The following is a 14817-nucleotide window of genomic DNA, read 5'->3' on the forward strand; positions in this document are numbered from 1 at the left end:
GGCAGGTGTGCTCATGCGCTGCGCGGCCGCCGCAGCGTTCGCGCTCGCCGCGGGCCTGCCGCTGCAGGCACAGGCGCAAGCCCAGGCCGCCGGCGCGCCGCCCATCAAGGTCGCCTTCATCGACCAGCTATCCGGGCCGCTGGCCAATGTCGGGCAAATCTTCCAGGCCAACCTGAAGTTCGCGCTCGACGACGCCAATGCCCAGGGCGGCGTGCTGGGGCGCAACTACGAGTTGCTCAGCTACGACAACAAGCTCTCCCCGCAGGAAAGCCTGACGGCGCTGCAAAGCGCGATCGATGCCGGCGCCCGCGTGGTATTCACCGGCGCCTCCGGCTCTCCGGTGGTAACCGCGCTGGTGGAGGCCGCCAACCGGAACAACGAGCGCAACCCCACGCAGCGCATCCTGATCATCAACTACGCCTCGCTCGATCCCGACCTGACGGGCGCGCGCTGCAGCTTCTGGCATTTCGCCACCGAGGCCAACACGGCGATGAAGATGCGTGCGCTGGCCAATTTCGCGCGCGAGCAAAAAGGCATGCACAAGGTGTACCTGCTCAACCAGGATTACACCCAGGGCCGCATCTGGGCCGCGCTGGGCCGGCAGATGATCGCCGGCGCCCGGCCCGATGTGCAGTTCGTCGGCGAAGCGCTGCACCCGCTGGCCAGGGTCAAGGACTTCGCGCCGTATGTCAGCAGGATCAAGGAAAGCGGCGCCGATACCGTGGTCACGGGAAACTGGGGCCAGGACCTGAGCCTGCTGATCAAGGCCGCGGGCGACGCCGGCTACGAGCTGAACTACCTGAACCACAGCGGGGGCGGCGCGCCCGGCACGGTGCTGGCCGTGTCGCAGGCGAAGAACGCGCACCTGACGTGGGTGGCCGAGTACCTGCCCAACAGCGACGATCCGGTGCTGGCCGCGCTGGCAGCCCGGGTGAAGCAGACGCCGGCCGGCGAATACTTCGCCCCGCGCGTGCTGATCTCCGTGCAAATGCTGAGCGAGGCGATCCGCCGCGCGAAATCCGACGAACCCACCAGTGTTGCCTTTGCGCTCGAAGGCATGCAATACCAGTCGCCCGTGGGAGATGTGCTGATGCGCAAGGGCGATCACCAGTTGCTGTTGCCGCAGGTTGTGTCGACGATTGCACCGGTGGACGGCAAGTCTGTCAAGGTGGGCGTGGAAGGCACGCAATACGGCTTCCGCCTCGACGGCATGACGGCGGGGCGGGACCTGAACCTGCCATCGGCCTGCCGGATGAAGCGCCCGGCGGGCGTCTAGTGCGCCGATTCCGGTCTTCGTGACATCCGCGACGTCACGGCATCAGGGCCTGGCGCCGGTCACGGGACCGGCCGCCGCGGGCGCGGGCGGCGTATCGGGTGCGCCGCTGGCACGTACCGCCCCCATCGCAGCGCCAACCGTGGCACCGCTCTCGCCGGCGGTCAGCACATCGCGACCGCTGGCCGGCGGCGCCAACTGGCGCAAGCTGGCGTCACGCTGATCGCGCGGCAGATCTCCAATGCGCCGCGCCGCGGCATAGAACGCAGTCCAGTCGCCACCGCTTTGCGCCAGCAGCGCCGTGAAAGCCGGCACCCATTGCTGGTACGTCGCCACGGCGGCCAGCTGTGCATTGGTCAGCGGCCGCTCGAACCAGCGGTCGTAGCCGCTGTAGCCGCCCCACTCCTCCTTGAGCCGCGCATAACGCGCGCGCAGGCCGGCGAAGATTTCCGCCTTGCCGGCGCGTTTGACCTCGTCGGGCACGGGCGAGCGATAGAGCGCGTCCAGCCGGTCCCGCGTGTCCAGCAGCATGGCGCGGAATTGCTGGCGGCGCATATCGTATTGGCGGTAGCTTGCGCGGGCATCGGGAGACGCCGCCAGCGCCAGCCAGCGCTCCACGCCGGCCGTTTCCACCGCGGTGGCGAAGGACTCGTTGAAGGTGGTGTCGTTGCGCACATAGACCACCTGGTGCGCCAGTTCGTGGAAGATCAGCCTGGCCAGCTCGCCTTCCGGCTGGTAGACGAAGGTATTGAGCAGTGGGTCGTCAAAGTAGCCCAGCGTCGAATAGGCCGGAATGCCGGCGACGTAGGGCTCGAGCCCCTCCTTGCGCAGCCCTTCCGCATAGTCGTCCGCATCGGACTGGGCGTAATAGCCGCGATAGCTGATGCAGCCCACCACCAGGAAGCACCACTTGTGCAGCTCCATCGACAGCTCGGGGGTAGCGAACACGCTCCACACCGCATAGGGCCGGCGCAGGTTGGCGTAGCGCCGATAACTGCCGTTATCGGGCAGCTTCAGCTCGTGCGAGGCGAAATCGCGGATGCTGCCGGCCAGCGCCAGGCGCTGTGCCAGTCGCGTATCCTTGGCATCCTGCGCCGCGGCGATGGCATCCGGCAATGGCCGGGCTTCCGCCATCACGCCGAAGTGGCCGCCGATGGACTGCGCGTAATAGCCAACCGTGTCGCAGCCGGCCAGCAACGCGGCAAGGCCCAGCGTAGCCAGGGCCTGTAGCGCGCGTGCCGGCCGCCGGATCATGATGCCAGTGCGGACGCCGCCGGTTCCGCCTGCGCCACCCTGGCGGGCGCTGCTGCTTCCACCTGCACCAGGCAATCGTAGAACACCGGAGCACGGCCCAGGTCCGTCAGCCGCTGGCTGGTCAGCTCGTTGGCGTTCTTGCCGTCCGGCGCCAGCTTTTTCCACCAGATCGACAGGCCCACCACCAGCCCGCGCCGCGCGCGGTCGGTCACGCGGGCCCGCGCCATCATGCTGCCGCGGTCGTTGAAGGCGCGCACCATGCCGCCGTTGACGATGCCTCGCGGCGCGGCATCCTCGGGATGGATGTCCAGGTGCGGCTCGCCCTCGGTTGCGCGCAGGCTGTCGACATTGACAAAAGTACTGTTGAGGAAGTTACGCGCGGGCGGCGAAATCATCGCCAGCGGATAGCGTGCCGCCAGTTCCGGCGCGGTGGCCGGCGTCTCGTAGGGCGGCACGTAGCCGGGCAAGGGATCGAGGCCGTCGCGGCGCATGGCCTCCGAGTAGAACTCGCACTTGCCCGATGCCGTGAAGAAGCCGCCTTCGGCCAGCGGCGCCGCCGGCAGGTTGAGCTTCTGCCAGCCTTGCGCCTTCAGGGATTCCCAGCTGATGCCGGCGGCGCGCGGATCGGCCGCCACGATGGCCTGGGCGGCAATGTCTTCGTCGCTGTCGGCAAAGCACGGCTCGTCAAAGCCCATGCGCTGCGCCAGCCGGCGGAAAATCTCGGTATTGGGAAGCGCCTCGCCCAACGGAGCGATGGCCTGGTTGTTGGCGAGGAAGTACGTATGCCCGTAGGCTTTGTGCACGTCCACATGCTCGAGCTGGGTGGTGGCCGGCAGCAGGATATCGGCATAGTCCGCGGTATCGGTGCGGAACTGCTCCAGCACCACGGTGAACAGGTCTTCCCGCGCGAAGCCTTCCGCCACCTTGGTCGACTGCGGTGCCACCGCCACCGGGTTGCTGTTGTAGACCACCAGCGCCTCGATCCTGGGGCCGCTCTCGCCGCCGGCGTCCAGCAGCGCATCGCCGATGGTGCTCATATTGACCGTGCGCGGCAGCACCGGCAGGTCCGGCAGCAGGTCCGGCCGTTGCAGCGCCGCGTTGTCCACCGGGAAGAAGCCCGAAGTGGACAGTTGCAGGCCGCCGGCCGCATGGCGCCACGCCCCCACCAGCGACGGCAGGCAGGCCACGGCGCGCACCGCCTGGCCGCCGCCGTGGGAGCGCTGCATGCCATAGTTCAGCCGGATCGCCACCGGCTGGCGCTCGCGCACCGCCAGTTGCCCGTAGAGGCCGGCCAGCCACTCGATGTCCTCGGGGTCGATGCCGCACAGCCTGGCGGCATGCGCCGGCGTATAGGCCTGCGCACGCTCGCGCAGTGCCTCGAACCCCACCGTGTGGCTGTCGATGTACTCGTGATCGAGCAGATCGTCGCGCATCAGCACATGCATGATCGCCAGCGCCAGCGCGCCGTCCGTGCCGGGCATGAGGGCGATATGGCGATGGCATTTTTCGGCGGTCAGCGAGCGGTACGGGTCAATCGCCACCAGCGTGGCGCCGCGCCGCTTGGCTTCCTGCACGCGTGTCCAGAAGTGCAGGTTGGAGGCAATGGGGTTGCCGCCCCAGATGATGATGAGCCTGGCGTCGGGAACATGCTCGATGTCCATGCCGATACTCGCACCGTAGGTATAGCGCAGCGCGGTTGCACCGGCACTGGCACAGATGGTGCGGTCGAGCAGCGAGGCGCCCAGCTTGTGGAAGAAACGCGCCGCCATGCTCTCGCCCTGCACCAGGCCCATGGTGCCGGCATAGCTATACGGCACGATCGCCTGCGGATCCCGCGCGGCGATGGCCGACAGGCGGGTGGCCACGGTGTCCAGCGCCTCGTCCCAGGAAATCGGCACGAACTTGCCTTCGCCCTTGGGGCCGACCCGCTTCATCGGCGTCAGCAGGCGGTCGGGATGGTAGGTGCGGTCCGTGTAGCGCGACACCTTGGTGCACAGCACGCCCTGGGTGCCAGGGTGGTCGGGATCACCCGCCACCTTGATGGCGCGGCCGTCCTCGACGGTGACGAGCAAGGCACAGGTATCGGGACAATCGTGCGGGCAGGCGGCACGGACGATGCGGGAGGCCATGGAATCTCCTGGCAAACGATTGGGGACGGGCGGCATGGCCGGGATCGGGGGCGGCTGGACGGCCAGGCACGCGAGGCAGGCATGCCGGGCATCCTGGCGGCCTCGCGTGTTGTACGCCGGCGTCGTCCCGACGGGCGCCGCTGGGGAAATTGTTAGGCTCCGATTGTATTCGATTATGATAGCCCGACGCTGCGCCAGGAGATGGCGACAGGGCAGCGCCGGCACAGACCGGCAAGGCATTCACGGGTAAAGAAAACACCGTTTTTCACGGGGAAACCATGCAAGTGCATTCTGGGGTCAGGGGCTGGCGCATTGCCGGCCTGCTGGTGGCGTGCGCCATCGGCTCGTCATTCATTGCCAGTGCCCACGCCGAAAGCGGCGTCAGCGCCGACACCGTCCTGCTGGGCCAGTCGGCCGCGCTCACCGGGCCCACCGCCATGCTCGGCAAGCAGATGAATTCCGGCGCGCGGCTTTACTTTGACTACGTCAACCAGCAGGGCGGGATCTACGGCCGCAAGATCGAACTCAAGGTCCTCGACGACTTCAACGAGCCGGAGTCCGCCGCCAAGAACACACGCACGCTGATCGACGACGACCATGTCTTCGCGCTGTTCGGCTACGTGGGCACCGAGACCGGCGAGGCCTCGCTGCCACTGGCAACCCAGGCCAGGGTGCCGTTCTTCGCCCCCTACAGCGGCGCCCAGTCGCTACGCGAACCGTTCAATCGCTACGCCTTCCACGTGCGCGCGGACTTCAACGAAGAGGCCGCAGCCATCCTGCGCCAGATCCGCGTCACCGGCCTCAAGCGGGTGGCGGTGGTATACAACGAGGATGCCTACGGCAAGGCAGGCCTGGAAGCACTCGAACGCGCGCTCAAGGCAGCGCCCGACAGCGGCGTGCAGATCGTCGCGCGCGAGGGCGTGGTGCGCAATACCGTGGAAATCGGCGACGCCATGCAAGGCTCGATGAAATCCAAGCCCGACGCGGTGGTGATGATCAACGCATATCGGACCACGGGCGCCTTCGTCAAGGAAGCCCTGCGCCGCGGCTTCAATGGCCAGTTCTATAACGTCTCATTTGTCGGCACCCAGGCGCTGGCCAGGGAAGTCGGCCCCAAGGGCAGTGGCGTGATCATTTCGCAGGTCATGCCCCATCCCGGCAATGCCACGCTGCCGGTGGTGCGCGAATACCTGCGCCTGCTGCAGGCGGCCGGCAAGCCCAACGAATTCGACTACGCCAGCATCGAAGGCTTTATTGCCGCCAAGGCGTTCACCGAAGGCCTGCGCCGCGCCGGCAAGGAGCTGACCCGCGAAAAGCTGATCACCGCGCTGGAAGGCATGAAGAGCCTCGACCTGGGCGGCTACATCATCAACTTCAGCCCCGACAGCCACATCGGCTCGAAATTCGTCGAGATGACCATCATCAACTCAAGGGGGCAGGTGATTCGCTGACGCGGAGCAAAGCCGCGCGGCGCGTTCGCGCCGAAAATGCGTCCCAGGCCAAATGTGGGCGCTCTTTTGCCCACCTTTTTGCCAGGACGGAGACCAGGACGGAAAAACAGGCCACCTCCCCGAAGGGGAGGTGAAACTGACGTTGACGTCAGGCAGTCAAGCCCGATCCTCCCTACGCCATATCATTCAAATGGCAAGCCGAAAAGCGCATCGGCGCAATCTCCTTGAGCAACGGCTGCTCCTCCCGGCAACGCGGCATCGCATGCGGGCAACGCGGATGGAAATGACACCCGGGCGGCGGATGCAACGGTGACGGAATCTCCCCCTTGATCGCCACAAACGTCTTCTTGCCAACCTCCAGCTTGGGAGCCTCCGCCAGCAGCGCCTGCGTGTAAGGATGATTCGGACTGGCAAACACATCTTCCGCCGGCGCCGACTCCACCACCCGCCCCAGGTACATGATCACCACGCGATCGCTAATGTGCTTCACCACGCCAAGATCGTGGCTGATGAAGAGATAGGTCAGGTTCAGCTCCTGCCGCAAGCGCATGAAGAGATTCAGCACCTGGGCCTGGATCGACACATCGAGTGCAGCCACCGACTCATCGCACACCAGGAATTCCGGCTTGACCGCCAGCGCCCGCGCGATGCCGATCCGCGCACGTTGCCCGCCCGAGAACTGGTGCGGAAAGCGGCGCAGCACGGTGGGGTCCATGCCCACCCGCACCAGCATGTCCTCCACATAACGTTTCTGCTCGCCGCGCGGCACCATGCCGTGCACCACCGGCGCCTCGCCGACGATGTCCATCACGCGCAGGCGCGGATTCAGCGAGGCATAGGGATCCTGGAAGATCATCTGGATCGCCAGTTGCTTCTCTCGTTTCTTCTCGGGCGGCAGGCGGTCCAGATCGACCCCCTTCCAATACCGCGAACCTTCCGTCAGCGAATGCAGGCCCACGGCCATGCGGCCCAGCGTGGACTTGCCGCAACCGGACTCGCCGACCAGGCCGACCACCTCGCCGGCGCGAATGGCCAGGTCGACGCGGTCCACGGCATGCACCACTTCCTCCTGCGCGCCGGCGCCGAACACATTGGCGATCTTGGCTGCGGTGTCGAGCGATTTGACGAATCGCTTGGATACGCCTTTCAGCTCGAGAATCGGTGCGCTGGGCGTGGGTTCTGCAACGGGTTCGGACGTCATGGCAGCGAGTGCGGGATCAACAACGGTGGCGCTCATGCGGCCTCCTGCTCTGCAAGGACCGGATGAAAGCAGCGCAGGCGACGTCCGTCCGCGGCAGTATCCAGCGGTGGTGTCGTCTTGCACACATCGGTAGCATAGGCACAACGTTCGCGAAAAGCACAGCCGGCCGGCAGGTTCAGCAGCGACGGCGTCATGCCAGGAATCTGGCGCAGCGGCGCGCCGCGCGGATTGCGCGACGGCGCGGAACTGATCAGGCCGTGGGTATAGGGATGCTGGGGCCGCTCGAGCACCTGGCGCACGTCGCCGGCTTCGACAATCTTGCCGGCATACATCACGCAAACGGAGTCGGCCAGGCCGGCCACCACGGACAGGTCGTGGGTGATCCAGATCAGCGCGGTGCCGGATTCGCGGCACAGCTTCTGCATCTCGTAGAGAATCTGGCCCTGGATGGTTACGTCCAGCGCGGTGGTGGGCTCGTCGGCGATGATCAGGTCGGGCTTGTTCAACAGGGCGATGGCAATCGCCACGCGCTGGCGCATGCCGCCGGAGAACTGGTGAGGATAGGCGCGCAAGCGCTCGTCCGGCGAGGGAATGCCGACGCGGGCCAACGCGTTGCGGGCACGCTCGCGCGCCACCGCCTTGTCGACCTTCTCGTGCGCCAGCACCGCTTCGATCATCTGCGTATCGATGCGCAGGACCGGGTTCAGCGTCATCATCGGATCCTGGAAGATCATCGCGATGCGGTTGCCGCGCACGTCGCGCATCTGCGCCGGCGTGAGGTTGCGCAGGTCGCGCGTGACGCCATCCCGGCTGGTCAGCTCGATACGGCCGTCCACCACTTTGCCGGGCGGATCGATCAGGCCCATGATCGAGTAACCGGTCATCGACTTGCCCGAGCCGGACTCGCCCACCAGGCCCATGATCTCGCCGCGGCCGACCGAGAACGAAACGTCGTCGACGGCGCGCGCGACGCCGCCACGCGTAAAGAACTGGGTCTTGAGACCTTCTACCACTAGGGTCGGTTTGCTCATGTTCGCTCCTGTCGTGCTGCGTTACTGCGTTTGCAGGCGCGGATTGAGTACGTCACGCAGCTGGTCGGCGACCAGGTTCATGGCCACGATGGTGACCACCAGCGCAATACCCGGGAAGAAGCTGATCCAGTACTTGCCGGACAACATGTATTGCTGGCCGTTGGCGATCAGCGAGCCCAGCGACGGCTCGGTAATAGGCACGCCCAGGCCGAGGAAGGACAACGTGGCTTCCAGCGTGATCGCCGATGCCACCTGCAGCGCAGCGATCACGATCAGCGGCGGCAGGCAATTGGGCAGCAGGTGGCGGAACATGATCCGCGCTGGCGACAGCCCGAGGCAGGTGGCGGCTTCGATATATTCCTTGCGCCGCTCGACCAGCGCCGCGCTGCGCGTGGTGCGCGCGTAATAGGCCCACTGCACCGCAACCAGCGCGATCACGATATTGCCGATGCCCGGACGCAGGAAAGCCAGCAAGATCAGCGCCAGCAGGATGGGCGGGAACGACAGCTGCAGGTCGGCCACGCGCATGATGATGGCCTCGACCCGGCCGCCGAGGAAGCCGGCGATCAGGCCCAGCGTGGCGCCCAGCAGCAGCGCGATCACCGTACTGACAACGCCCACGCCGATGCTGATGCGCAGGCCATACATCACGGCGGAGAGAATGTCCCGGCCCTGCTCGTCCGAGCCAAGCAGGAAGGTCATGCCGTCGTCGGACTTCTCGCCAGGGGCCATGCGCGAGTCGAGCACGTTCAGTGTGGCGAGGTCGTAGGGGTTCTGCGGCGACAGCCATGGGGCGAGCAGCGCGATCAGCACGATGGTAATCAGCAGGACCAGGCCGGTCACCGCGATCTTGCTGGAAAAGAACTGGCTGGCGAAGCGCCGCAGCGGCGTCTGCTCGGCTAGCGGCAGCGGTGCCGCCGCGGTTTCGGTTTCGATTGCGGTTGTCATGAGCTCAGCCCTTGTTGTCGGCGATACGCACGCGCGGATCGAGCACGCTATAGATGATGTCCACCAGCAGGTTGATCAGGATAAACAGCGTCACGATCACCATCAGATAGGCCACGATGACCGGCCGGTCGAGCAACTGGATGGAATCGATGATCAGCTTGCCCATGCCGGGCCACGCGAAGATCGATTCGGTCACGATGGCAAAGGCGATGATCGAGCCGAACTGCAAGGCAATCACCGTGACGATGGGGATCATGATGTTCTTGAGCACATGCACGCCGACGATGCGCGAGTTGGACAAGCCCTTGGCCCGCGCGAACTTGACGTAGTCCTGCATCATCGCCTCCTGCGTGCCGGCGCGCGTGAGCCGGATCACCATGGCGATATTGAGCAGCGACAGCGTCACCGCCGGCAGCAGCAGGTGGCGCAAACCGTCCGTCGTGAGGAAGCTGACGGGGATGCCAAGCAGCGATGCGGTTTCGCCGCGCCCATTGGACGGCAGCCAGCCCAGTTGCACCGCGAACACCATGATGAGCATCAGCCCGACCCAGAAGGTCGGCAGCGAAAAGCCGAGGATGGAGACACCCATGATGGTCTTGCCGGCTACGCCGCCGGGACGCAGGCCCGCCCACAAGCCAAGCGGAATGCCGAGCAGCACGGCCAGCAGGATGGCGCACACGGCCAGCTCCATGGTGGCCGGCATGCGCTCGAAGATCAGCTTGAGCGCCGGTGTGCCGTGCGCGAAAGAAGTGCCCAGATCGCCGTGCAACGCATTGCGCAGGAAGATCCAGTACTGTTCCCAGAGTGGCTTGTCCAGGCCAAGCGCGGCAATGGTGCGCTTGATGTCCTCCTGGTCGGCCTGAGGATTGATCAGGATATCGACCGGGTTGCCGATGGCAAAGACGCCCAGGAATACCAGCAAGGACATGACGAAGAGCACAACTACGCTCTGCATCAAGCGTCGAATGATAAAAACCAGCATGTTCGGAAGCTTTCCTTCGCCGATGACAGGCCACGGCGCCTGTGGGCGCCGCCTGGCTGCACCGGCAGTCGGCTCGTGGCTAGGCCCGGCTACCGTCCGGGGATGAATCGTAGGGAAGCGGCCACCCAGACCGCGGATGCTTCCCGCTTATACCTGCGGATGCATTCTTGTCCGGGGGCACGATGTCATGGCCGCGCCCCCGGCGTTTCACTTGTCACTTCACTGCGGCTTGAAATTGTGCGCGTACGTCCGTTCGTCGGTACGAGGCACGTACGTGATGCCCTTCTGGGTAGCCCAGGTCGTCACCTGCTGATGGATCGGGATGATACCGCCATCGTTGATGGCAATCGCGGTCGCTTCCTGCAACAGCTTGGAACGCTCACCGTCATCCACGGTAGCCAGTGCCTTTTCCAGTACCACGTCCATCTTCGGATTGCAGTACTCGCCCCAGTTGGTCGTGCCAAAGCCCTTCTTCGGATCCTCGCAAGCCAGCAGCGCGCGCAGCGGCGAGCTGACTTCGCCGGTTTGCGCGCCCCAGCCCAGCAAGCCGAACGAGAACTCGTGCTTGATGCCCTTGGACGAGTAGGTTGCCATCGGCATGCCCTCCACCTTCGTCGTAATGCCGATGCGGGTCAGGTTCTGCGCAATGGTCTGGGCAATCTTCTCGTCGTTGACGTAGCGATTGTTAGGCGTGTGCAGGGTAATACCGAAGCCGTTCGGATAGCCCGCCTCGGCCAGCAGCTTCTTGGCGCCTTCCGGGTCGTACTTGACCGTCTTCAGGTTGGGGTTGTAGCCGAACAGCGTGGGCGGCACCAGGTTGTTGGTCGGTTCGGACAGGCCTTCCATCAAGCGGTCCTTGATGCCCTGCCGGTTGATGGCCATGCTGATGGCATTGCGCACGCGCGCATCCTTCAGCGGGTTCTTGTCCATCGGCGCGCCTTCCTTGGTGGTGACAAAGGGCGACTTGTCTTTCTTGTCATCGGTGTACAGGTAGATCACGCGGTGCGAGATCTTGGAGAAGAACGTCAGCTTGGGATCCTTGCGCACCTGCGGCAGGTCTGGCGTCGGCACGTTCTCGATGGCCTGCACGTCGCCGGACAGCAGCGCCGCCATGCGCGTGGCCGGATTCGGGATGAAGCGCAGCGTCACCTTGTCCCAGGCGGGCTTGGGGCCCCAGTAGTCGGGGTTCTTCACCAGGTCCACCCGGTCGTCGCGCGCGTAGTTGACGAACTTGAAGGGGCCGGTGCCAACCATGCCCTTACCCTGCGCGAAGTCGTCCGAGGTCAGGCCCTGCGTGGCCTTCTTCTGCACGATGAAGATCGACGTCAGGTCGTTCAGCATCAGCGGGTACGGCGTGTTGGTGGTGAGCTGGATGGTGTACTTGTCGATCACCTTCTTGTTGATGATCGCCTTGGTGTAGACGTCGAACTTGCCGGGGCTGTTCAGGATGGTGGCCGGGCGCTCGAGCGACCAGATGATGTCCTCGGTGGTGAGCTCGGAGCCATCGTGGAACTTCACGCCCTTGCGGATCTTGAATTCCCAGGTCAGGTTGTTGACCAGCTTCCAGGACTCGGCCAGGCCGGGAATGATCTTGCTGTCCGCGTCCATTTTCACGAGACACTCGAACATGTGCTCGGAGACGTTGATGTTCGAGAACAGGTTGTAGAAATGCGGATCCATCGAGGTCGGGGGCGAACTCATGGCCAGCTTGAAATCGACCGCGTGGGCCTGGCTGGCAAAACCGAAGCTCATGGCCGCGGTTACCACCATGGCACCGAATGCCTTCTTGCATGTGCGAAGGGACATCGCGCAACTCTCCCAGGGGAAAAATGGTAGCAAACAACTACTAAGGGCAACGTTGGCACATCACGCCGGGCGCCGCATTTTGGTGCGGCTGGATGGGCGATCAGCGGCAACGTTGCCGGGCAGGCACATCAAGCATGAACTGTTCCAGCAGTGGACCCTGCGGGGCAATGCGGGGAAACCCCCGCGCTGTCTTGCCCGCAGCGCATCACGCGCACGCGCGTAATCGCGCACTTGTGGCCTGTCGTGCGCCTGTTTTGGCGCTTTCACCTAAGGCGTCGTATGATCCGGATATCCCTCGCCCAAACTGGCATCATGACACTCATCCCCGAAATTCTTCAGGCGCAAGCCGAGATCCGCACCATCCGACGCGACATCCACGCCCACCCGGAGCTTTGCTTCAAGGAGGAACGGACTTCCGACGTGGTGGCGCAGAACCTCGCCGCCTGGGGCATCGAAGTTCATCGCGGCCTTGGCACGACCGGCCTGGTTGGTGTGATCCGCAATGGCAGTAGCGGCCGCAGCATCGGCCTGCGCGCCGATATGGATGCGCTGCCGCTGCAGGAGGCCAACACCTTTGGCCACCGCTCGCAGCACGATGGCCGCATGCATGCCTGCGGCCATGACGGCCATACGGCGATGCTGCTGGGGGCGGCGCGCTATCTGGCCGAGCACCGGAACTTCGACGGCACCATCAACCTGATTTTCCAGCCGGCTGAGGAAGGCGGCGGCGGCGCCCGCGAAATGATCAAGGACGGCCTGTTCGAGCGCTTCCCCTGCGATGCCGTGTTCGGCATGCACAACTGGCCCGGCATGCCTGCCGGCAGCTTCGGCACCACGGCCGGGCCACTGATGGCGTCGAGCAACGAATTCCGCATCGTCGTGCGCGGCAAGGGCGCGCATGCTGCGCTGCCGCACAATGGCAACGATCCCGTTTTCACCGGAACGCAAATTGTCTCGGCGCTGCAAGGCATCATCACGCGCAACAAGCGTCCGATCGATGCCGCGGTGATTTCGGTCACGCAGTTCCATGCCGGCGACGCCACCAATATCGTGCCGGATGAGGCCTGGATCGGCGGCACGGTGCGCACCTTCACCCTGCCGGTGCTTGACCTGATCGAGCGCCGCATGGAAGAAGTCGCGCGGGCTGTGGCAAGCGCGTTCGATTGCACCGTGGATTTCGAGTTTCATCGCAACTACCCACCCACCGTCAACAGCGAGGCGGAAACGGTGTTTGCCGCGGAAGTGGCAAGGGAGCTGGTGGGTGCGGACAACGTCGACGACAAGATCGAGCCGACCATGGGCGCCGAGGATTTCTCCTTCATGCTGCTGGAAAAGCCGGGGTGCTACCTGTTCATCGGCAATGGTGAAGGCGTGCACCGCGAAGCCGGCCATGGCCTGGGCCCGTGCATGCTGCACAACCCGAGCTATGACTTCAACGACGAGATCCTGCCGGTTGGCTCGACCTTCTTCGTAAAGCTGGTGGAAAAGTGGCTGGCTCCTGCCTGAGTATGCAGATCAGCGCCGCGCCGGCCTGCAACGCCGGCGCGGAGTCATGACGTCGAAACGGTATCAGTCCAGCGCGATGTCGCCGTACCAGCTTTCAGCGCGGCTCTTGGTATTGTCGGTGTCGGTCATGAGCCCGATCGCCACTACCTTCCCCGGATCGACCCCGAAGGCCTTGCGGTAGTCGGCGCGCAAGTCGCGCCGATGGCAACGCCATTCGTTGGTATGGCGGGTACCGGAATCCACCACGATCATGCGCACGCGCTCGGTGTGCGGGTTCGACAGCACGGAGCCTTCCGGCTTGCGCCCTCCCCAGATGTACATGAGCGTGGCATAGGGCATCTCTCGCCCTGTCGTCAGCCGCGCCATCTCGTACATCAGTTGATCCTTGAGCGAGAGACTGCCCTTGTCGCCATCGAATGCGACGAAGATGCGCAGCGGCGAGTCCTCGCGCGGGGCCTGGCTATTGTCGGCACTGCGGATTACGTCACGCGTCTTCCACGTCCAGTTCAGCATGCCCGGCTCGCGCCCCACCAACGGCACATAGAGGCCCGAGGCCGAACTGTCGGCTTCTGCATGTAACACCATGCGTCGGTCGACTTCGGTCAAGCTATAGCGAGTGGGAAGCTTGTTTCGGTTGACGGTCCAGGGCTGCCAGCCTGCTGGCTTGCTAAGCCCATAGGGAGCGGCCGAAAACAACGGCAGCCCCTTTAGCGTAGGGTGTTCTTCCACCTCGCTGCCATGGTCGGCTTCGGCATGCTCCTCGCTCGTCGACGCGAGGTCCCGAGCCGGCGACCCGGGTGGAACCAGCGTGTCCGTCGGCGCTGCATGCCTGAGCTGTTCGATATGCCTGGCAAAGCTGCCGCAATCAATCGCCGAGGCAGCAGCCATGGCCCCAGGGCCTGATTGCGCGACCGGCGCACGCTCGGTGGACGCCGTTTCCAGTGTGCCGCAACCCGCCAAAGTAAGCGCACCTACCACGCCGGTCAGTGCCAACAGGCAAAATCTGGCCGCCATTGATCCCCCGCCTGGATGCCACTGCCGGCCACGCCCTCTCGCGCTCGCCGGCATTGGATCTTTGAAATCTTTCGAACTGCGTCAATGCATCGAACTGCGTCACGGGGGACTGCGCCCTCGCTTGGGGCTACGGTAACAGAACGATATGGGGGAAGGAAGACTCCAGTACCCTGACTGGGGGACTTCTGCGACAGCGCAAGCGAAGCCCCAAAAGCAAAACCC

11 protein-coding genes are annotated in these 14817 nt (G+C 64.9%); 3 read left to right on the top strand and 8 right to left on the bottom strand.

All coding sequences use genetic code 11. The features are described from left to right. Positions 1 to 13: 13 nt before the first annotated feature. A complete protein-coding gene (locus CF70_RS32630) occupies positions 14 to 1276 on the top strand; it encodes a branched-chain amino acid ABC transporter substrate-binding protein (RefSeq protein ID WP_051649350.1) in 1263 nt (420 codons plus the stop codon). Between the two features lie 42 nt (positions 1277 to 1318). Here CF70_RS32630 and CF70_RS32635 read toward each other — a convergent pair whose 3' ends face one another. Both CF70_RS32635 and CF70_RS32640 read right to left on the bottom strand, forming a co-directional pair. Then, positions 1319 to 2527 (bottom strand): aminopeptidase, encoded by a 1209-nt coding sequence (locus CF70_RS32635; RefSeq protein WP_035875644.1) that lies wholly within the window; start codon positions 2525 to 2527, stop codon positions 1319 to 1321. After that, on the bottom strand, positions 2524 to 4656 hold the full coding sequence (locus CF70_RS32640) for a molybdopterin-containing oxidoreductase family protein (RefSeq protein WP_035875645.1): 2133 nt from the start codon (positions 4654 to 4656) through the stop codon (positions 2524 to 2526). The genes CF70_RS32635 and CF70_RS32640 overlap by 4 nt, the downstream gene beginning before the upstream one ends. 278 nt (positions 4657 to 4934) lie before the next feature. On the opposite strand from CF70_RS32640, the gene CF70_RS32645 reads away from it, so the two are divergent. After that, positions 4935 to 6107 carry an ABC transporter substrate-binding protein gene (locus tag CF70_RS32645; RefSeq protein WP_035875647.1) on the top strand — a complete coding sequence of 391 codons (1173 nt, stop codon included), beginning with the start codon at positions 4935 to 4937 and terminating at the stop codon, positions 6105 to 6107. 172 nt (positions 6108 to 6279) lie between these two features. Here the strand turns inward: CF70_RS32645 and CF70_RS32650 are convergent, their stop codons facing one another. The 5 genes from CF70_RS32650 to CF70_RS32670 form a co-directional block, all read right to left on the bottom strand. Continuing rightward, on the bottom strand, positions 6280 to 7344 hold the full coding sequence (locus CF70_RS32650) for an ABC transporter ATP-binding protein (protein WP_035875649.1): 1065 nt from the start codon (positions 7342 to 7344) through the stop codon (positions 6280 to 6282). Further along, positions 7341 to 8339 carry an ABC transporter ATP-binding protein gene (locus CF70_RS32655; RefSeq protein ID WP_035875651.1) on the bottom strand — a complete coding sequence of 333 codons (999 nt, stop codon included), beginning with the start codon at positions 8337 to 8339 and terminating at the stop codon, positions 7341 to 7343. The genes CF70_RS32650 and CF70_RS32655 overlap by 4 nt, the downstream gene beginning before the upstream one ends. Before the next feature lie 21 nt (positions 8340 to 8360). Beyond that, positions 8361 to 9287: an ABC transporter permease gene (locus CF70_RS32660; RefSeq protein WP_035875653.1), complete on the bottom strand. Its 927-nt coding sequence runs from the start codon at positions 9285 to 9287 to the stop codon at positions 8361 to 8363. 4 nt (positions 9288 to 9291) lie between these two features. Continuing rightward, positions 9292 to 10269 carry an ABC transporter permease gene (locus CF70_RS32665; protein ID WP_035875655.1) on the bottom strand — a complete coding sequence of 326 codons (978 nt, stop codon included), beginning with the start codon at positions 10267 to 10269 and terminating at the stop codon, positions 9292 to 9294. Positions 10270 to 10488: 219 nt separating this feature from the next. After that, a complete protein-coding gene (locus tag CF70_RS32670) occupies positions 10489 to 12075 on the bottom strand; it encodes an ABC transporter substrate-binding protein (RefSeq protein WP_035875657.1) in 1587 nt (528 codons plus the stop codon). Positions 12076 to 12387: 312 nt separating this feature from the next. Here CF70_RS32670 and CF70_RS32675 point away from each other — a divergent pair, with 312 nt between their 5' ends. After that, positions 12388 to 13581, top strand: coding sequence for a M20 aminoacylase family protein (locus CF70_RS32675; RefSeq protein ID WP_035875686.1), 1194 nt, complete (start codon positions 12388 to 12390; stop codon positions 13579 to 13581). Positions 13582 to 13644: 63 nt separating this feature from the next. Here the strand turns inward: CF70_RS32675 and CF70_RS32680 are convergent, their stop codons facing one another. Next, complete coding sequence (locus CF70_RS32680; RefSeq protein ID WP_035875660.1) at positions 13645 to 14595, bottom strand: DUF3047 domain-containing protein; 951 nt, start codon at positions 14593 to 14595, stop codon at positions 13645 to 13647. Positions 14596 to 14817: the final 222 nt, after the last annotated feature.

The sequence above is a fragment of the Cupriavidus sp. SK-3 genome, assembly GCF_000611145.1.
Classification (GTDB): domain Bacteria; phylum Pseudomonadota; class Gammaproteobacteria; order Burkholderiales; family Burkholderiaceae; genus Cupriavidus.